Below are 19,752 nucleotides of genomic sequence, written 5' to 3'. Positions count from 1 at the left end.
AAGTCTCCTTTATCTTCTATAAACCATTCGATGTATGACCCCCTGCTACGGAAACCATACATCGAATAGTCACGTTGAAGTATGGATTACTGTTTTATGCGGGCATTCCACATGTTCTGAACTTCGTTGATAGCCTGACCTTTCGTCATTTGACCGCCGACGTATGCCTGCAGCGGCTTCGCGAACTCTTGGTTCGCACCGGACGGCCATAGCGTGTGTGCCCAAGGAAGCGTTTGATTTTTCTCTACGTAAGCGCTCAGATCGTTCGCCAAAGGTCCGAGCTCCGGCGTCGTCTTCAGATCGGTGAAAGCAGGAATCAGCTTAAAGGAATCGACCAGATACTTTTGACCGTTTTGATGCAGCCAAGTCAGGAATTTTTTCGTTTCGTCCACGTGCTTGGAATTTTTGTTAAGGACATAATAGCCTGGAACGCCGACCGGCATTTTCGTTTCAGCGGCGTTATCGTTCAGCGGAATCGCGAACATGCCCATTTGGATGTCCGGATTGATTTTCATGATGGAATCAATAGTCCATACTCCCTGCTGCATCATGGCCGTTTTGCCGGATGAGAAATCGGATACCTGGTTGTCATAGCTGACACCGACGGATTCCGCTCCTTTGCCGTATTTTACAGTCAAGTCAAGAACATCGAAGAACCCGTTCATATTGGCGATATCTTTGACTTTCAGCTGGCCTTTATTGATATTTTCAATGGAAGCTACCGGGTCTGTTTCAGCGGCGAACGGCAGATTAAACAGATGCTGTCCAAGTATCCACCATTCTTTGTAGCCTTCAGCGTAAGACGATATGCCGGCCGCCTTCAGTTTTTCGTTCAGCTGCTTAAGCTCTGTCAGCGTTGTCGGCACCTTGTCGATGCCCGCTTTGGCAAAGAGTTCTTTGTTGTAGATGAATCCGTAACCTTCGAAGGCAATCGGGAAGCCCAGTTTTTTGCCGTCAACCGTCATACCCGCCACTGCGGAAGGGGATACCTTGCTCATCCAAGGCTCGTTAGACAAGTCGACAAGCTTGTCGGACCAATCCGTAATGTCGGTGAATGCTTTGGTCATGAAGATATCCGGTTCATCTCCGGAAGCAAAGCGGGTTTTGAGAATCGTGTCGTAATCCATTGTCACTTGAGACTCAATGACGACATTCGGATTTTCCTTCATGTAGTCATCGGCCATCGCCTTTACTTTATCTGTGATTTCCGCTTTGAACTGCAGCAGCTTAAGGGTCACTTTTTCCCCTGAGCCTGAACTTGACGTGCTGTTCGGAGAAGCGGCGTTGTTTTTCGGAGCATCCCCTCCGCCTGCGCAGCCCGCTAAGGAAATCAGAAGCAATGCCATGGTGCAGACCGTAGAAATCAACTTTTTCATTCGTTTTATCCCCCTTGAATTAGAATGAAGCTTGTTTACACTCCGATTGTATCTTTTCCGCATACTCAGGGGCAGGGAATATATTCGCCCAAAAAAGGAATCTATGAATCTCGGTGCTGCTTCCGGAACTGAAGAGGGGAGACGCCTTGCTGTTTCTTGAACACTTTACCAAAGTAATTCTCGTCGTCGTAGCCGAGGGAATTGGCGATTTCCGAAACCGGCTTGTCCGTAAATCGGAGCAAAGACCTGGCCTTATCCATCCGAAGCTCGGTTAAAGCAGTCATCACGGTCGTATTGTACAGCTCCTTGAACTTTTTGGCGATATACTGCGGACTGAAATGGAATCGTTCCGACAGAACCGACAGCGACAGATCCTCGTGAAAATGCCGTTCGATATACTCCCGGATCGCCTCCATGCCGCGGTTGCCCATGCCGCCCTGCCCTTGTTCCTCCATGAGGGTCCACCAATGCTGGATGAACGTCCTCTCCCATTCGTTCAAATTGCTAATCCACAGCGGCATCAGAAGATCCGCCGCTACCTTGCTTGAATGCATCAGCCGGCTTGCCCGCTCCAAAAGGAGATTGGCTTCGATCGTGCAGGCCTGCAGATCCTTCAGCCGAAGCGTTCCTCTCTTTCGGAGCCTTTGTACGAAAGAGCGAATAATCTCGGCCGCATAAGCCTTATTGCCGTTATCAAGGGTGGTTTGCAGCAGAAACTGTTGATCCGTCAGCCGCGGGAGCTCCCCCGGGGCGATTTCCGCTCCAGCGGAAACTTCCCCTATATCGGACTTTAACAAGGCGGAGCGGGCTTCGCCAATCGCACCAAGCAAACCAGCAGGGTCAGCTTCCGAATCGCTCATTCCTATAAGCGTGTCCAGCCCCAGAATGTCCCGCCATGCTTTCGTTACCTTCTCCATGCAGCGCCGGTGCTCTGAAGCTGACCGGTAGCTGCCGGCCAAGTCCGTTAGCAGAATCCACTGATAGTCATCGAACCTGCATAAATAATGGGCGCCGTAAGCTCTAAGCGTTTCATGGGCAATATTGTTGATCGCAAAAACAAACAGCTCCCTATCGCCCTTAAAACGCCTGTCCACAAGATCCATGCGGTTGCAAGGCAGTATGAGCGCCACTCTTAGCCGTTCTGAGGAAAGACCCACTTTATACAGCAGTCCCCGTACCCCCTCATGAAAGGCGGATTCCCCTTTTAAATAAGCGGCCAGCTTCTGCTCATCGACCAAGGCGTCGGCCCGCTTGATCCTGAAGCCGGTTTCCCGCTCTTCAAGCAGATTTATTTCCCGGTTTTTCCAAGCCGTTACGGCTTGTTCGAGAACTTGTTCCAGATCTCGTTTGGAAAAAGGTTTGAGCAAATAATCGAGTCCATTCGCCCGTATCGCAGCACGCGTGTACTGATAATCATCATGCCCGCTGACTACTATGACTTGTGTATCAAAGGCTTCCTCCCGCAGTTGGCGCAAAAGCTCCGTACCGTCCATACCCGGCATACACATGTCGCAAAACATAATGGCAGGTTTATGCAGCCGCAGTAAGTCGAGCGCCTGCCGGCCATCCTCCGCCTGCAGCCGCTCGGAAATCCCGAATTTTTCCCACTCAACGGCTAGGTCAATGCCTTCCCGCACATGCTCTTCATCATCCACGATCAATACTTTCAAGGCCGTTCCCCTCCTTCGATGCCAACTTCAACCGGAAAACGTAGCGTAATAACGGTTGCTTCATAAGGAATGCTGCTAATGTCCCATTCGAAATCCGCTCCGTAGGACAAATGCAAACGGTACAGCACATTGAGGAGCCCGATACCGCCCTCATCCGATCCTTGTAATTGACGCTTTTCGTAGCTCATTCTGATTCGTTCCAGCACTTTAGGTTCGATTCCTTTCCCGGTATCCATAACCCGAATCACGAGACCAAGGCCAAGCTCAATGCCGATATGCAGCGTGCCTGTCCCCTTGCCCCTTTCTATGCCGTGAACAATGCTGTTTTCCACCAATGGCTGCAGGATCATCTTCGGAACGTTGATGGACAGCGCCTCGTTCGGGCAGGAAAGCGTGTAGGAGAGCTTGTTTCTAAACCTGCCCGTTTGTAGGGACAAATAGTGCTCGATATGCTCGATTTCCTTTTGCAGAAGCACGGTTTCCGACTTCAAATCCATGCTGTATCTCATAATTGCGCCGAGCTCGGCGATCTTATCGCTGATTTCGCCGGCACGGTGGCGAAGGGCCATCGTTCCGATCGATTGCAATGCATTATATAGAAAATGCGGGTTAATTTGCGCCTGCAGCATTTTGAGCCTTGCAGTCGTAAGCTCCAATCTGCTCCGGTATTCGTTGTTGATCAAGTCGTCCAGCCTGCCGACCATCGTTTGGAATCGCTGCTCCAGCACGCCGATCTCATCCGTACGCCCAGATGTCTCCCTGACGCGGAAATTTCCCGATTCCAGCTGCACAATGTTGCGCAGCAGCCGCTTGATTGGAACGATCGTGCGATAAGACAAGATGGAAGCGAATACGATTATAAAAAAGAGTGAGCTGAGCTGAAGAACCAGCGTGAAGTTCAAGGTTTTCTCGGCCGCCTTATTGATGACTTCGGCAGGCACGAATTTGACCAGAGACAGCGGCAAATCCTGATACCGGTCCTGAACGTACACGAACACTCCTTTTCGCCCGTCCAGCTTTCCATTTACATAACCGCGTTCCCCCCAATGCTCCGGCTGAGACTGCGGTCCGTCAAATTCCACGCCCGGTTCCCGTCCGGATGCATAAAGCAGCGCGAACTGCTTTTGAATATAAAGAAATACCTCTTCTCCCCTTTGGGCATCGGACAACGGACGAATGATGCCGGAAATTTCCGTATGTCCTGCATAAATGGAAACGAGCCCGAGCACGTCAGGCCTCGGATAATCGACGAGCGGCTTATGGAAAGCCAATACCCGCTCCTCGCCGAGCATCAGCACCTCATATCCCCGGGTTACATCCCAATTCTCCCCTTCCGTCTTCGGAATTTCCGAAGGCGACAGCTGAAGGGATGGCTCGAGCAGCGTAGAATGCGAGTTCATGTACGTCCGTCCGCTTGCCGCGCTGACGTAACGTACCGCTTTTAATTCGGAATAGCTGTTGAATAAGTCTGAAATTTTAGCGGTAATATAGAGCATTTGGAAGGGGGCCGTTTCCCTGGACCGCAAGTGGCTCATCAGCGTTTGATCATTATAGAACGCAACCGACAATTGGGTAAGGTTAAGCAAGTAACGCTTCACATTGTCCATGCCGATATCCAGCGTATTCTGGTTGAGAGCGATAACCTGCTCTTCTACCGAATCCGATGTGGTTTTATACGAGATCAGATTGGATAGTGTAAATGGCACCACCACAGCAATAAGCATGCCGACAAGCAATTTGAAAAATAAGCTTTTTTTATATGCCATACGGATTCCGTTCCTTAGTAAGTGATGTTTTAATTATATTACAAATGAAATATGAACGCCTTGCCGCATATTGCGTTTACTTCATGTTTAAACGTTCCATTCCATTCATATAAGGTTGAAGCGCCGCCGGTATCCGGATCGAGCCATCCTCTTCCTGGTGATTCTCGAGGAGCGGAATGAGTATGCGCGGGCTTGCCACTGCCGTGTTGTTGAGCGTGTGACAGAACCTTAACTCGCCGTCCTCGGCCCGGTAACGTATATTCGAGCGGCGCGCTTGAAAATCATGCAGGTTCGACGACGAATGCGTCTCCCCATAAGCCTCGCGGCTCGGCATCCATGTCTCGATATCGTATTGCTTATACGTTTTTTGCGACATGTCGCCGGTGCAAACCGCCATGACCCGGTAAGGCAGCTCCAGGCATTGGAGCAGCTCCTCGGCATTCGCCGTTATTTCCTGCAGCAGCGCCTCCGACAGCTCGGGATCAGCTTTGCACAGGATGACCTGCTCGACCTTGGCGAACTGGTGAACGCGGTACAGCCCATGAACGTCTCTGCCTGCCGAGCCGACCTCGCTGCGGAAGCAGACCGATGCGGCGGCCAGCCTGATCGGAGCATCGGCATCTACAATTTCATTGGCGTAGCAGGTAATCAGCGGCACCTCCGAGGTGCCGACCAGCCATTTATCGTCGCCTGCAATACGATAGGTTTGATCCTCGCCAAGCGGGAAAAAGCCGGTATTGCTCATTGCATCGGTACGAACCATTAAAGGGACTTCAAGCAGCGTAAAGCCTTTTCGCAAAAGCAAATCAATAGCCAGCTGCTGAACGGCGCGGTGGAGCAGCACGCCCGCTCCCTTCAGGTAGTAGTTGCGGCTGCCCGCCGCCTTAACGCCCCGCTTCACATCAATCATATCGTGGAGCTCGCCCAGAGCCATATGATCCTTCTGCGCGAATGTGAAGTCCGGCGCAACGCCGATCCGTTTCAGCTCCACATTGTCTGCATCCGAACGGCCGTCCGGCGTGTCCGGCGACACGATATTGGGTACCAGAGCCAGCAGCTCTGCTGTATGCCGCTCGGCCTTCGCAAGCTCCGTTTCCGCAGCGGCCAGCTGTTTGTTCGTTTCCTTTACCTTTTGCTTGGTTTGTTCCGCTTCATCGCGGGCACCGCGCATAACAAGCGTGCCGATGTGCTGCGACAGCTTGTTGCGATTCTCCCTTAAAGCCTCGGTCTCCTGCAAAAGCCGGCGTTTCTTCTCATCCCGCGACAGCAGGTCGGCAATGGAAACCGAAATTCCCTTCTGATTCGCCACCGTCTGAACCTGCTCGTGATTTTGCCTAATCCATCTCATGTCTAACATGCCACCGCGCTCCTTTTCATTATGAAAATACAAAAAACGCTCCTCATCCCTTATGGGACGAGGAGCGCTTTTACTCGCGGTGCCACCCAAATTGACCAAACAGACAGGCTGTTCAATCCTCTTTGCTCCGCGGTAACGGGCGGGTCCGGTAAACTTAGGGGGAAGGAGCTTCCCTCCCCTTGACGAGAACGCCTCCGAGTTGGATTCTCTTCACTGGCGTGATCTGATCATTAATTTTTTAGTAATATAACATATTGATAATAAGGAAAACAAGTGCATTTGTATATTCATTCCCAGGTGAAAAGGTTTTGGTCCGTCAGCTCACGAATAGTACTGTTACGAAAAAGGACAGATCGGAGGAACGGAAACCGTGACGGATGATCTTCATGTACAGGAGCTGACTACACTCAAGGCAATAGCCGAAACTTTAAACCAATCCAACGATCTTTCGTACATGCTGGATACGGTGCTGGGCAGGCTTCTTGAAGTAACCGGATTATCCTTCGGTTGGATTTTTCTAGTCGAATCCAATCATGAGTACGAATGCGTTGCGGACCGCAATTTGCCGCCCGCCTTGCTGTACGGTGAGAAGAAGCTTATGCAGTGCGGTTCGTGCTGGTGCTTGGACCGTTATCAGGATGGACGGCTAAAAAACGCGGTCAATATATTAAGCTGCAAAAGACTCGTAAATGCCCGGGCTGCAAATACGGGGGACACCTGCGGCTTCACTCACCATGCCACAGTTCCCCTTCGCATCGGCGATCGGAAATTCGGCGTATTGAACGTCGGGGCTCCCGGGAAAGAGCATTTTACGGGCGAGGAGCTCGCGCTGCTGCAAGCGGTCGCGTTCCAGATTGGCGTCGCCGTCGAAAGAATGAGGCTTCATGAGACCGAGCAGCGAAGAGCCGAGCTCTTTTCCCGGCTTGGCGGATTCAGCCGTTCTTTAACGATCGCCCTGAGCGGAGAGGATGCCCGCGGACAATTGAATATGCGTGCTATGCAGCTTATAGGAGCTCACTTCGATTGGCCGTTTGCCGCATTGCTGGAGCGTTCAGGGGAATATTCTTTTGTACGCAGCCTGCATTACGGTGATACACTACTAACGCCTAATACGCGCATTTCAATTGCTGAGGCGCCCTGGCTCGATCAAACGATTCGCGCCCACGGCCATCAACGAATAGAGTCCGCTCACGCCTCCGTGCTTAGCGGAAGCACGGAGCAGCATGCTCGGCTATTGACTCTTCAATCCGTCATTGCCGCTCCCGTCACGTTCGGCGGAACCGCCGCATGCGGTATAGTAGTCATTGGCCATCACAAGAGCAGCGGGCTTAATCATGCGGACGGTGCGGTACTTGAGGCAGTTGCGGAGCATATCGCAATCGCTATGGAGAACGCCCGGTTAGAGGAGGTCCGTCTCGATTTGGCCCGGCTTGAAGAACGGAACCGGTTGGCACGCGACTTGCACGACTCCGTATCCCAAATGCTATTTTCCATCAGCATGACAGCCAAGGGCGTTGAGTCCTTACTTGAGGGCCAAAACCTGGATACTGCCAAAAACGCCGTAAAGGACATGCAAGCCTTGTCCCGGGACGCCTTAAAGGAAATGCGGGCGCTTATTGTCCAGCTTCGGCCCGCGGGCGTAGAAAGAGGGATCGTTACCGCTCTGGCCGAGTACGGCACCCGGCTTGGCTTACAGGTTAACGGACAAATGACCTGCACGGTGACGTTAACGCATACGGCTGAAGAGGCGCTCTGGCGCATTGGGCAAGAGGCGCTAAATAACGTCTCCAAGCATGCCGGCACATCGAAGGTCGACGTGACGCTCGGCGTGCAGTCAGACGATATTTTGCTAACCATTACTGACTTTGGACGCGGCATGAAGCGAAGAGGCGCAGCCGCGGGTCAAGAATCATTCGGCTTGTCCAATATGCGGGAGCGCGCCGAAATGCTTGGCGGCCGCTTTCGGCTGCACAGCAAAACTGGAAAAGGCACCTCGATAGAGGTTATGCTTCCTCTTTCAGTTGAACGAAGAGGGAGGCCGGAGAAATGACGATTAAATTGCTTTTGGCCGATGACCACAGGGTGGTGCGGAGAGGCTTGCAGGTTTTTTTATCGACGCAAACGGAGATCAGGCTTATTGGCGAAGCGGCTACAGGGCAAGAAACGTTAGCCCAAGTTGAGGCGCTGCAGCCTGATGTCGTTTTAATGGATATCAACATGCCCGGAATGAGCGGCATTGAAGCGACTGCACGAATCAAGCAATTGCATCCTCATGTAAAAGTGATCATTCTTACTTCCTTTTCCGATCAGGATCATGTGCTTCCGGCCATCCGCGCCGGCGCCAAGGGCTACTTGCTCAAGGATATCGAGCCGGAAGAGCTCGTACGCGCCATCCATAACGTCTATAAGGGCAAAGTCGAGCTTCATCCCGACGTCGCCGGCCAGCTGATGAGCCAGTATGCCGAGTCAGACCAAGCTTCGCCGGTAATAGCCGATGACGGCATTTCCGGGTTAACGGCTCGGGAGCAGGATGTGTTAAGGCTCATTGCATCGGGCAAGAGCAACCGGTCCATTGCGGAAGAGCTGTTCATTTCGGAAAAAACAGTGAAAAGCCATGTCAGCCGCATTTTAAGCAAGCTCGGTTTGACCGATCGTACACAGGCTGCCATATATGCGGTGAAGCATGGACTCGATCAAGCGTAACGGCTGGGGCTGCCCGCTGGCAGAGGGGCTTATCAGACTAAAGTCGTAGAGCATTCATCCAATGGTTGAATGCTCTATTTGTTTAAAATCATTCCAATTACGGACGTCATATCCAAGCCGGAATGATACGATATAACCAATCCAAAACGTAAAACGAAAGGACGAATACTATGAAAATCATAATCCTATCCGGAAGCAACCGAAAGTCTGCAACCAGCACGCGTCTAGCAGCTATTGTGGGGCAGCTGATTTCGCAAAAAGGGCACACCATACAGCTGTTTGATCTATTCCAAACGCCGCTCCCCTTCTACTCTCCCGATGGAGTTGATCAGGATCACGCGTCAGTCCAGCAATTGCGGCAAGCAATGCTGCAAGCCGACGGGATCGTGCTTGCATCGCCCGAGTACCACGGCAGCATTTCGGGCGTGCTCAAAAATGCGCTGGACTACCTGGGACAGGAGCATTTTCGCGGTAAAGCCGTGCTGTCCATGAGCTCCTCGGGAGGCGCCGTCGGCACAAGCTCGCTGCTGCAGCTTCAGGCCATTGTGCGCAATCTGCACGGGATCAACTCGCCGGAATGGATCTCTATCGGAGGAGCCCAGCGCAGCCTGCTGGTTGAAGGATATGCCGGCTATGAGGGCGGCGGACAGGATATTAATGACCGCATTCATCGCGCAGCCTTATCGTTTATAGAGCTCGCTGCGTTGGTTAGAGGGAATTAGTATGCCAAGTTTAGCCGCGTTCCGCTCTTCAATAAGCTCGTCACACCCGGTGTTACCGAGTATTCCCGATTACTATGGATAAAGAAAGGACGCCAGCATCGACTGGCGTCCTCTTTTTGTGCGGCAAGCATGGGCGCACAAGAAAAAACGCTTGCGGCTACGTGCCTGCAAGCGCTTTGCGAACGGATAAAATATATCTGGATTGATCAAGCGGGTTAACGCCTCTGCGCACCCGTTCCGCCTTCACATCCGGCGGACATTCGCGATAGCCAGCGAAGAAGGTCGATAAGACCCCTCTCCCCTTCGTGAGTGAACCAAACCGCGCCGGAAAAGCGAGGGACGTCGCTACCGGAAGCATCCCTTCGATTTCCATTCGTTCCTGCCTGACGACCGGCGAATCGAACTCTCCACGCATCAGAATGAGCTCATTCATGAGCTTGCCGCCTGTCTCCTCCGGAACAGAGAGACGGAATGACAGCATCGGTTCCAGCAATTTAACCCCTATGCGGGATAAGCCATCCATAATCCCCATCGGCGCAGCCACCGCAAAATCTAGCGGATGTGTATGCCAAACATGATGCTCTCCTTCGACAAGCGTCACCTTCAGATCCGTTACTTCCCAGCCAAAAAGACCTTGCTGCAGCGCCTCAGGCACACTTCTAGCAACCTCGTTCTGATAGCGTTCCAGCAGCCGCTCCGGGCGGACGATGGAACGAAAGGTTATCCCGCTTCCGCGTTCGCCGGGCTCGATATGAAACCGTAGAATCGCCCAGCAAGGCTTCGGCATCGTATACGCGATGAAGCCCTCGCCCGTTTGTGCAGGTGTCTCTTTATAAATAACCGACGGCTCGCCAAATTCAGCCTTCAAGCCATAGCGATTGTGCAATACATGCGTCAGCACCTCGATCTGAATCGGACCCATCACCTTAAGATGCAGCTCGCGCTGCTCCTGCAGCCACTGCAAATCGAGCAGCGGATCCTCATCCGCCAGCTCATGCAGCGCCGCGACGACGGCCGGATACTCGGCCTCATTGTTCCAGCGCACCTGGACCGTCAGGAGCGGTACGGCCAGCCGCGTCTCTCCGGGAACATATTTGGCGCAGCCGATAATATCGCCAATACGCGCCTGATTCCAGCCGCAAACGGCGGCAATATCGCCAGCCGCCAGCAGACCGACATCCTCGGCCTTCTGCCCGTCGATTTTACGGATTTGCGTAACCTTCTCCTCGATCTGCTGCGACTCATTTCGAACGGAATCACGGTTGCGGATAACGCCGCTGTATAGCCGCACATAGGCGATCCGCCCCATCGCCGGATCACGCTCAATGCGGAAGACGACGCCCGACACCGGTCCATCCGTGACGGTGGACGGCGGAGGCAGCAGCGTAACCATCGCTTGCATGAGCGGCTCGATGCCGATTCCTCTGTTCGACGCGCCGAATAAGACCGGAAACAGCTCTCCCTCCCGCGTTAGCGAAAGCAGCATTTGCTTCAGCTCCTCCTTCGGCAGCGCGCCGCAGTCTAAATAGTGAAGCAGCAGCAGCGACTCCCGCTCAGCCACCGTTTCCTCCAGCAGCTGCAAGTAGGCTTTCGTCTCCTCCGAATCGCCTGCCTCCTCGCCCAGTAAGCTCACCGCGCCGCCAAAGCTGTCCTCCACACCGAACGGCGCCTGCACCGGTGCTGCCTGCGGCGAAAGCAAACGCCGAATTTGCTGCAGCGTTCCGAGTGGATCGGCCCCAATTCTATCCATCTTGTTCACGTAAATGAGCGTTGGAATGCTTCGTTCCCGTAAGGCATGCCAAATGACCTCCGTCTGCGCCTGGACGCCCTCGACCGCCGAAATAATGAGCACCGCTCCATCCATCACGCGCAGCGACCGCTCGACCTCCGAAAGAAAATCGACATGTCCCGGAGTATCTACAAGGTTAATCGTCGCGCCCTGCCATGAAAAACGCGTCGCCGCCGCACGTACCGAAATTCCTCTGGAGCGTTCAACTTCAAGAAAATCCGTCTGCGCCGTACCTGCATCAACGCTGCCAAGCGACCGGATACGCCCGCTATGGTATAAAATTTGCTCAGTCGTTGTCGTCTTCCCCGCGTCAACATGAGCGAAAATTCCGATATTCCGTATATGTTTTGAATCGTTAAGCTCCATCCCGCATGTCTCCCTTACCCGCTGTTCCTTTCCTTATCGTAACTCTGAAAGCGTTTAACGGCAACAAAAAACGGCCCACCGGGACAATTGCCCGATAAGCCGCTTTATATAAACGCTAATCATACATATTAGCCTTGATGGATCGCTTCAATTTCGATCGAGATTTTCACTTCGTCGCTGATTAGAACGCCGCCTGTTTCGAGCACAGCATTATAAGTTAAGCCGTAGTCACTGCGTTTCAGACTGCCGGCAGCGCTGAAGCCTACCTTCTCATTGCCCCAAGGGTCTTTGCCGGCGCCTTCGAAGCTCACGGTAAATTTCTCGGAACGCGTTACGCCGTGCAGGTTCACGTCACCAACGACAGAATACTCGCCGTCATCCGTTTTCGTAATGGCTGTCGAAGTGAATACGAGGGATGGGAATTTCTCTATATCGAAGAAATCGGCGGTGCGCAGATGCGCATCGCGGTCCTTGTTTCGTGTGTCAACGCTGTTTAGGTCAACCGTCAGCTGAATGTCAGCCGATGTCAGGTCAAACGCGTCAGCCACGATATTGGCTTCAAATGCATGGAAAGTGCCTTTTACCTTAGCGATCATCATATGCTTAACTGAAAAATCAATGCTGCTGTGCGTGGGATCAACCGTCCATTGTGATTTGGCCATATGAAATTCCCTCCTAATAGTGCTTGATTCATCATTTACTTACTTTTTACAATGTACTAACTTAACTTATGTACAATTACAGTTTATTGTGCATTCCTATTTTTGTCAATTGTATTTTTAAGTTTTTATGCGTAAAAATGCCGGCTTTTTATTTTAAAAAGGGATGCCCTGGAAGTTTAATTAACTACTTCTTGGACACCCCTAATGCTTTAATGAATGTATTCACTTCATGCTGCAATTATGCGTCATACCCATGATGCCGGTGCCTGTTCTCCCCGCATTACGTATGCAGAACAGCTGCCTTCTCCTTATGCTCACGCTTGACCAGCGCATGCTTCTCCCAAGCTCTGCTTCTCCAGCGGAAAAACATAATAAATGCGCGCAGCCATTCATCCGCCGCAATAGCCAGCCAAATGCCGGCCAAGCCTAAATTCAGCTGGAATACAAAAAAGTAACCGAGCGGCAAGCTCATCGCCACCATCGAGCCCATGCCGATCCAGAGCGGAAATTTGGCATCCCCTGACGCCCGTAGCGAGTTGACGAGCACGATGTTAATCGTACGACCCGTCTCCAGCACGATACTAAGCAGCAGGACGTTTACCCCTAGCCGGATGATTTCCTCGTCATCCGTAAACATGCCCATAAGCGGCTCCCGGAAAGCGATAACGAGTAAGACCGCGAACAAGGTTACGCCGCTTGCCCAGCGCACGCTTTTCCAAACCCGGTAATAGGCTGACGTTTGATCTCCCGCACCGACCAGCCTGCCGACGATAATCGACGTCCCCATGCCGATCGCGAACGCAAATAAGTAAGTGAACATCGAGATGTTGTTCGCATAATTTTTGGCGGCCAAGGAAGCTGCGCCAAGATAAGTCGCATAATACAAAAACACGATTTGGCATGATTGGTACATGACCTGCTCAAGCGCAGACGGGATGCCGATTTTTAAAATTTTGGAAATGTATTCCTTGGACATCGAGAAATAGTAGCGAAGCTCTACATTCACCGACATAATCCGGTACAGCAGCCAGAAGAAAACAACGAGCGCAAGCGCCCGGCTGATGACCGATGAAATTGCCGCGCCTTGGACGCCCATCTCCGGAAAGCCGAATTTCCCGAAAATAAACAGGTAATTACCTATAATATGAACGACATTCATCCCAAGCGATACGTACATCGCCTCCTTCGTGAAGCCGTGCACGCGAATAATGGCGGCAATCGAATTAATAATCGCCTGCAAAAAGATCATCCCGCCTACGATCGATAGATAGCTTTTGGCATAAGCCAGTATCTCGCCCTGCAAATTCAACGTCTGCAGCAATTGGCCGCCGAACAGCACGAACGTCATGCTTATAATCAGCCCGACGAGCAGATTGAGCGTTACCGCCAGCGCTGATATTTTCGCAGCTTCAATAAACTTCCGGGAGCCGATATACTGCGCGACTACAATCGATGCCCCGTTGCCGATTACCTCTAATAGCAAAATGGCAATATGCAAATATTGATTGGATGCCCCGACGCCTGATACCGCATTATCCGAAATCGCGCTCAACATCAGCGTATCTGCAATTCCCATGAGCATAAACAAAAAAATCTCCAAAAATATAGGCCAAGTCAGAAAAAATATATTCAAACCTTTCTGCTCCTGCTGCCCTTGACCATTACCGGCCTCTGCCGTTGTCATCATGTCACCTTCTTCTAAATATGAAAATTAAAGCACAAGGTATCCTAGCACATAAAGGTGTCTATTGCACGTTAGAATAGCTCTTTTACACCAATAAAATTATGGTATCCCGCATGCGGAACTGGACTTTAGTCTAGTTCCCTTTTTTACCTGCAGCAGGAGGACAGCTATTTTCTTTGTGTGCTATGCTGAATCCAGCTAATATGACAAGGATTGGGGTGCTCCAAAACAATGAATGTAAGAACAATTAGCGGACTGGTCCTCCTGCTGCTCGGCGTTTTTTTATTTCTAAACCAAGGCGAGGCATTTGGTCCCGGCAAAATATTCACCTACTTCTGGCCATCGTTATTCGTGATCCCGCTTGGCCTGTTTTTCCACTGGCTGTACTTCGCTATGATCGGCAGAAAAGGGATTGGCCTCTTAATTCCCGGAGGCATCTTGTTCACCGCAGGCGTCATTTGTCAGATCGCCATGCTCTTCAACAACTGGGCTTACATGTGGCCGGGTTTTATTCTCGCCGTTGCCATTGGCCTGTTCGAATTTTATTGGTTTGGCAACCGTAACAAATGGCTGCTTATTCCGATTAACATTTTGACCGCGCTCTCGCTTCTCTTCTTCGTTGCCTTCTCGATTGGCTCCATCTACAGCAAGTTTGTGCTTAGCCAGCCAATATTCGCCATCGTATTCATTATAGCCGGCGCCATGATTCTTCTAATGAAGAAGAAAGACATGTAACAGCTCCCTCCTTCTGTATGGTATAATCACAAGCATCGCAACAGCAGCTTACGAAGATGGTTTACTTCGCAAAATTAAGCCCATACTTACGAAGATGGTTTGCATCGCAAACCTAAGTCCACGCTTACGAAGATGGTTTGCTTCGCAAACCTAAGTCCACGCTTACGAAGATGGTTTGCTTCGCAAACCTTTAGGAGGAAAAAAATAACCGATGCTATCCTTTGAACAAAAGCTGGCTATAATTGAAAGCTTTCCTGAATTGCAGCGAAAGGATGTTTCTCTGGGCCGCACAAACTTCCATTACGAAGAGAGTGCGCATGAGAAAAAAACGGTCGTGCACCATCTGCATCCGAACGGAAACGGCTATGTATTCGCCGGTTTGGTGCCCGGCATCGCTACCGATAATAAGGGCCTAGTCAATATTCGGGACTACAGCGAGGAAGAGCTTCGCTCGCTTATCGAGAAATCGATCAGCTCCCTTGCGACCACGCCGCCGGAGAAACCGGAAACGGGGAAAAAGAAAAAACGCAAGCCTCCGCAGGAGGAGCGCTGGATCGGGCCTAACAATGACGTACTTACGCTGTTGTTCGAAGAGGATCTCTGGTATTTATACGCCGGCCTGAATCTGGAATCCGCCTTCGAAACCTATGAGGAAGCGGAGCAGTACTTGGAAGAAGAGCAGTTCTCGCGAGCATAACAGCATAAAAAGACGCGTTTCCGCTTAGCTGTGAGCGGATATACGCGTACTGGTGGAGAAGCATATTCCTGTTTCTCCCTTTTTTTGTTTAGACGGTGATCGGAAAGATTAAAATTATGAAATGAAGATAAACTTTCCTACAGGATTTTTGTCATCCCGTGTCTAATTGTAGTATGTGCACCTTAGACTCTGGAGGGATATCTGTTGTCCATTAAAGCTAAACTGTCTTTTTCGATTTCAATTATTGTAGCCATTATCTTGGTGCTGAGCTTAACCATTTATTATATTTCGTCTAAAGCTGAGGTACAGGCTAATCTCGAGCAGCAGGTTAACAATATAGCAAAGCAAATCAGCCTGACGATTGAAGCATCGGAGAGTGCAAGACAATCTATGGAGGATACAATGGGCGAGAAGCTGCGAATCGCTGCCATTGCAGCGCAGCAGCAGCTTGATCCAGATATCGATAAAGTCAAAAACGAGCAGCTGGTTGAGCTAAGCCACAAGCTTGGCGTCGATCATATTACGCTGTGGAAAAGGTTCGGCGATGACGTCATCGCTCTAAAGTCATCCGATCCGAACGAAATTAATATGAGCTCCAAAACATGGGATTATTGGCACCGGGCGTTCCTTCAGCTTTTTGAACATCACCATGTCATCATTCCCCAAGGGCAAAAGCTTGAAAATTTTTGGTCGGGGCCGTTTAATTTCTCCACCTCTGACCCGAATCAAATTAAGAAGTGGGGCGACTATTACGACGGCACGACCAACTATATGATCAATCCCTACGTTGACGCTCAGGTGCTGCTTGATTTCGACTATTCGATCGGGACGAATGCCATTGTCAATAAAATCATTGCAGATCAGCAGGATATATTAGAAATTACCGGCTTTGATCCGCAATTTTTCGGAAAACGTCCGATTATTAAGATGAAAAAAGGGATTCCGGTGTACAACTTGGATGTTCGCGATATACCTTTTGGACATTACACCTATATTGATCAAGACAATGATTCCATTCATATCCAAAATGTACTGAAAAGCGGCCAGTCGGTAACCGCAAAAAGCACCCTAAAGGGCAAGCGGGTAATGAAAACGTTTATTCCAATTACGATCGACAAAACGTATGTCATCTGTATCAGCTTTGATCATAATTCTATTTTGAGCCCGCTCAAACGGCAGCTTCTTATGCAATCTCTCATCTCACTCGGGCTTGTTCTCGTAACGATGATTGCGAGCTATTTCATTGCAGGCTTTATGATTCGCGGCTTGAATCAAATTTTACACAAAGTAAATGCGATCGCAGACGGCAATTTCGGTGAAGTCATAACGATACGCAGCAAGGACGAGCTCGGATTGCTGGCTTCGCGCATCGATACGATGGGCAGCAATTTGTACAGCTATACAACGCAGCTGAAGGATGCGGCCGAAGAGCTGCGAAGCACGAAGCAGTATTTAGAATCGTTCGTGAACCACACGTCCGATGCGATTCATGTCGCAGATTTAACGGGAAATGTCATTCAGGTTAACAGAGCCTTCGAGAAGATGTACGGATGGAGCGAGCAAGAGGCTTTAGGCCAACCGTTAGACAATGTGCCTGAAGAATATTTAAGCATCCATCATCAGCTTGAGGCTACTGTGCTGGAGGGTGGCTCTGTAACCGATTATGAGACCGTCCGGTTTACGAAGTCAGGCGAGCTCATCGATTTAAGCATTACGATCTCCTCTATCCGTGATGAGCTTGGCGAAATTGTTGCCATTGCTTCTATCTCCCGCAACATTACGTCGCGGAAGCAATCGGAGGAAATGATCCGCCGGTCAGAGAAGCTGTCGGTAGTCGGCCAAATTGCGGCAGGCGTCGCCCATGAGGTCCGTAATCCGCTGACTACGCTGCGGGGCTTCGTGCAGCTGCAGCAGCAGACCGGCTCGTTGTCTCCCGCTCATCTTGAGGTTATGCTCGGAGAACTCGATCAGATCAATATGATCGTGAGCGAATTTCTCGTGTTTGCCAAGCCGCAGGCCAACCGTTTTCAGCCTATAACTATAATCAATCTCTTCGGCAATATTTTGATGCTGCTTGATTCAGAAGCGAAAATGAGCAACGTTCAGCTTACCTTGCTCGCTGACGACGAGCTTCCTGAGGTTATCGGCGAAGCCAACCAGTTAAAACAGGTTTTCGTGAACATTATGAAAAACGGTATAGAAGCGATGCCTGGCGGAGGAGTGCTCACCATTAAGCTTGAGCGCAATGCCGATAATGCTCTCATTTTGCAGTTTATCGATCAAGGCTGTGGTATTGCCGAGGAAGATCTGCTCCGGCTGGGAGAGCCCTTCTTTACGAAAAAAGCGAACGGTAACGGACTGGGACTTATGATCAGCCAGCAAATTATTACCGCCCACAAAGGATCCATTGTATTCCATAGCGAGCTCGGCAAAGGAACCTGCGTTGAAATTTCGTTACCGACGGATAGCTAAGGGAAATTCCCTGGCTGTCCGTTTTTTTATATTATTTTTTGAAGAAGAGAGTACTCCTATGGTAAAATGTGTCCAAGCCTTCAAGGCTTCGAGCGATTGTTACGCTAAGAACGATCTACTATTCCGCAACATTGGGAGCCGCTGTCTATGCCTATGAATTCTCCTATTTCCCAGTATATTATGATTGTCATCATTTCCGGTGTTTTTAACGTGCTGCTTTCCATATATGCCTATTACAACAAGTCAAAGTTCACAGGCATGAAATTATTTATGTGGTCGACCATTTTAACCGCCGTGTACACCTTTGCCTTTGCCTTCGAGCTTGCCAGCGAATCACTGAGCGAAATTCGCTTCTGGTTAAATATCGAGTACATTGGCATGCCTTTCATCGCTCCCTGCAGCCTTCTTCTGGTGATGCACTATATAGGCTTAGAGAAATTCAACACTCCCAAAAAAGCTTGGGGGTTGTTCGTCATTCCAGCCATCACTCTGCTGATGGTCAAAACAAATGATTATCATCATTTGTTTTATAAAGCACTACATTTGCGGCCTCATGTTCCTACAACAATGGTTGATGTTGTGCCTGGTCTTTGGTATTACATTCACGGCATCTACACGTCAGGGTCTATGTTTGCCAGCCTGTTTATTTTGGCACGCTATTGGAGGAAGACAAAATCCATCTATCGCAAACAAATGATGACAATGGCTATCGGCATATCGCTCCCGATGCTGGGAGCGCTCTTGTATGTATTAGGGCTCACTCCGTTTGGGATGGACCCCGTTCCCATTCTCATGTGCGTAACGTCAGCCTTATATGTCATTTCGATCTTCTCAACGTCACTGCTCACCGTGGCCCCGATTGCGCGCGACCATATTTTCGAGAGCATGCGTGACGGGGTGCTCGTGCTCAATCTGGAAAATCAAATTATGGACTTTAATGGAGCGGCCTCGCAAATTATACCGGCACTCACTCCTGCAGCGATCGGCCAGAAGCTGGAGCACATCTGGAAGCGCGGCGCCGAATCCGGTGCCTTCTCGTTTGGTGTGGACCCTTCAGGCGAGCATGAGCAGGAGCTCAAGTGGATACGCGGCGGAGAAACGTTCTACTACCGGATAAGAGCCTCCGGCCTATTTAAGCCGAATGGCCAGCTTGCAGGCAGAACCATCGTCATGATCGATGTAACGGAGCATACGCTGCTTCAAAATAAGCTGCGCCATCTCGCCGAGATCGATGGGCTCACCTCTATTTATAACCGCACTTTTTTTATGGAAAAAAGCAGACGGCTGCTTACCTCCGCCCATCAAACGAAGCAGCCGATTTCGTTTATATTGTTCGATATCGATCATTTTAAGCAAATCAATGACCGCTATGGCCACAGCGTGGGAGATTTTGCTCTTCAGCATGTCATAGCGGTTTGTCAGCAATGCCTTCCCGATAACGCACTATTAGGACGTTATGGCGGCGAAGAATTTGCGATAGCCTTGCCGGATACGCCGCTTGCGCAAGCCGGACAAGTTGCCGAGCGGCTCCGTAATGAAATAGTCGGCAATCCGCTTTATAGCGCAGCCAAAACGATCACAATCACAGCCAGCTTCGGGGTTACGCAGGCGAGAACGGCCGACGTGCCGCTGGAAGCGCTGCTCAGCGAGGCGGATATCGCCCTTTACCGCTCCAAGCATAGCGGACGGAACGCGGTCCATCTGTCGAGCCCGGAATATGTGCATACCGATGAAGTAAAATAACGATATTAGC

Annotated in this window: 14 protein-coding genes; 7 read left to right on the top strand and 7 right to left on the bottom strand. The window is 50.6% G+C overall.

From position 1 onward, the window contains the following. Positions 1-86 precede the first annotated feature (86 nt). The 4 genes from ASG81_RS02505 to serS form a co-directional block, all read right to left on the bottom strand. Positions 87-1,376, bottom strand: a complete 1,290-nt coding sequence (locus ASG81_RS02505) for an ABC transporter substrate-binding protein (RefSeq protein ID WP_056628711.1) — start codon at positions 1,374-1,376, stop codon at positions 87-89. Positions 1,377-1,477: 101 nt separating this feature from the next. Next, on the bottom strand, positions 1,478-3,046 hold the full coding sequence (locus tag ASG81_RS02500) for a response regulator transcription factor (RefSeq protein ID WP_056628708.1): 1,569 nt from the start codon (positions 3,044-3,046) through the stop codon (positions 1,478-1,480). Beyond that, positions 3,043-4,812, bottom strand: a complete 1,770-nt coding sequence (locus tag ASG81_RS02495) for a sensor histidine kinase (RefSeq protein ID WP_056628705.1) — start codon at positions 4,810-4,812, stop codon at positions 3,043-3,045. Before ASG81_RS02495 ends, ASG81_RS02500 begins: the two co-directional genes overlap by 4 nt. A gap of 76 nt (positions 4,813-4,888) precedes the next feature. Continuing rightward, positions 4,889-6,169, bottom strand: coding sequence for a serine--tRNA ligase (gene serS, locus ASG81_RS02490; protein ID WP_056628865.1), 1,281 nt, complete (start codon positions 6,167-6,169; stop codon positions 4,889-4,891). A gap of 370 nt (positions 6,170-6,539) precedes the next feature. On the opposite strand from serS, the gene ASG81_RS02485 reads away from it, so the two are divergent. The 3 genes from ASG81_RS02485 to ASG81_RS02475 all read left to right on the top strand — a co-directional run bounded on the left by ASG81_RS02485 (position 6,540) and on the right by ASG81_RS02475 (position 9,594). Continuing rightward, the gene (locus ASG81_RS02485; RefSeq protein WP_056628702.1) at positions 6,540-8,219 is read left to right on the top strand and encodes a GAF domain-containing sensor histidine kinase; all 1,680 of its coding nucleotides are present in this window, start codon (positions 6,540-6,542) and stop codon (positions 8,217-8,219) included. Beyond that, positions 8,216-8,872: a response regulator gene (locus tag ASG81_RS02480; RefSeq protein WP_056628698.1), complete on the top strand. Its 657-nt coding sequence runs from the start codon at positions 8,216-8,218 to the stop codon at positions 8,870-8,872. Before ASG81_RS02485 ends, ASG81_RS02480 begins: the two co-directional genes overlap by 4 nt. A 170-nt stretch (positions 8,873-9,042) precedes the next feature. After that, complete coding sequence (locus ASG81_RS02475; RefSeq protein ID WP_056628695.1) at positions 9,043-9,594, top strand: NADPH-dependent FMN reductase; 552 nt, start codon at positions 9,043-9,045, stop codon at positions 9,592-9,594. Positions 9,595-9,751: 157 nt separating this feature from the next. On the opposite strand, the gene ASG81_RS02470 is transcribed toward ASG81_RS02475, so the two are convergent. The 3 genes from ASG81_RS02470 to ASG81_RS02460 all read right to left on the bottom strand — a co-directional run bounded on the left by ASG81_RS02470 (position 9,752) and on the right by ASG81_RS02460 (position 14,095). Beyond that, on the bottom strand, positions 9,752-11,749 hold the full coding sequence (locus tag ASG81_RS02470; protein ID WP_056628693.1) for a GTP-binding protein: 1,998 nt from the start codon (positions 11,747-11,749) through the stop codon (positions 9,752-9,754). Between the two features lie 128 nt (positions 11,750-11,877). Then, positions 11,878-12,411: a YceI family protein gene (locus tag ASG81_RS02465; protein WP_056628690.1), complete on the bottom strand. Its 534-nt coding sequence runs from the start codon at positions 12,409-12,411 to the stop codon at positions 11,878-11,880. Between the two features lie 280 nt (positions 12,412-12,691). Then, complete coding sequence (locus ASG81_RS02460) at positions 12,692-14,095, bottom strand: MATE family efflux transporter (RefSeq protein WP_056628687.1); 1,404 nt, start codon at positions 14,093-14,095, stop codon at positions 12,692-12,694. A 231-nt stretch (positions 14,096-14,326) separates the two neighbouring features. Between ASG81_RS02460 and ASG81_RS02455 the strand changes: the two genes are divergently transcribed. The 4 genes from ASG81_RS02455 to ASG81_RS02440 all read left to right on the top strand — a co-directional run bounded on the left by ASG81_RS02455 (position 14,327) and on the right by ASG81_RS02440 (position 19,742). Continuing rightward, positions 14,327-14,830: a hypothetical protein gene (locus ASG81_RS02455; protein ID WP_056628684.1), complete on the top strand. Its 504-nt coding sequence runs from the start codon at positions 14,327-14,329 to the stop codon at positions 14,828-14,830. Positions 14,831-15,041: 211 nt separating this feature from the next. Further along, on the top strand, positions 15,042-15,527 hold the full coding sequence (locus ASG81_RS02450) for a hypothetical protein (protein ID WP_056628680.1): 486 nt from the start codon (positions 15,042-15,044) through the stop codon (positions 15,525-15,527). Positions 15,528-15,731: 204 nt separating this feature from the next. Continuing rightward, positions 15,732-17,999, top strand: a complete 2,268-nt coding sequence (locus ASG81_RS02445; RefSeq protein WP_056628677.1) for a PAS domain S-box protein — start codon at positions 15,732-15,734, stop codon at positions 17,997-17,999. 147 nt (positions 18,000-18,146) lie between these two features. Further along, positions 18,147-19,742: a histidine kinase N-terminal 7TM domain-containing diguanylate cyclase gene (locus ASG81_RS02440; protein ID WP_056628675.1), complete on the top strand. Its 1,596-nt coding sequence runs from the start codon at positions 18,147-18,149 to the stop codon at positions 19,740-19,742. The last annotated feature ends 10 nt before the right edge of the window (positions 19,743-19,752 follow it).

This window comes from Paenibacillus sp. Soil522 (genome assembly GCF_001428245.1).
Lineage (GTDB): Bacteria > Bacillota > Bacilli > Paenibacillales > Paenibacillaceae > Pristimantibacillus.
The sequence above is the reverse complement of the archived record's forward strand: the minus strand, read 5'-3'. Positions and strand labels throughout refer to the sequence as shown.

Bases quoted from the DNA above. Each gene is read 5' to 3' on its own strand.
- ASG81_RS02505 (WP_056628711.1), bottom strand. From the start codon at position 1,376: ATGAAAAAGTTGATTTCTACGGTCTGCACCATGGCATTGCTTCTGATT.
- ASG81_RS02495 (WP_056628705.1), bottom strand. From the start codon at position 4,812: ATGGCATATAAAAAAAGCTTATTTTTCAAATTGCTTGTCGGCATGCTT.
- serS (WP_056628865.1), bottom strand. From the start codon at position 6,169: ATGTTAGACATGAGATGGATTAGGCAAAATCACGAGCAGGTTCAGACG.
- ASG81_RS02480 (WP_056628698.1), top strand. From the start codon at position 8,216: ATGACGATTAAATTGCTTTTGGCCGATGACCACAGGGTGGTGCGGAGA.
- ASG81_RS02475 (WP_056628695.1), top strand. From the start codon at position 9,043: ATGAAAATCATAATCCTATCCGGAAGCAACCGAAAGTCTGCAACCAGC.
- ASG81_RS02470 (WP_056628693.1), bottom strand. From the start codon at position 11,749: ATGGAGCTTAACGATTCAAAACATATACGGAATATCGGAATTTTCGCT.
- ASG81_RS02465 (WP_056628690.1), bottom strand. From the start codon at position 12,411: ATGGCCAAATCACAATGGACGGTTGATCCCACGCACAGCAGCATTGAT.
- ASG81_RS02460 (WP_056628687.1), bottom strand. From the start codon at position 14,095: ATGACAACGGCAGAGGCCGGTAATGGTCAAGGGCAGCAGGAGCAGAAA.
- ASG81_RS02455 (WP_056628684.1), top strand. From the start codon at position 14,327: ATGAATGTAAGAACAATTAGCGGACTGGTCCTCCTGCTGCTCGGCGTT.
- ASG81_RS02450 (WP_056628680.1), top strand. From the start codon at position 15,042: ATGCTATCCTTTGAACAAAAGCTGGCTATAATTGAAAGCTTTCCTGAA.
- ASG81_RS02440 (WP_056628675.1), top strand. From the start codon at position 18,147: ATGCCTATGAATTCTCCTATTTCCCAGTATATTATGATTGTCATCATT.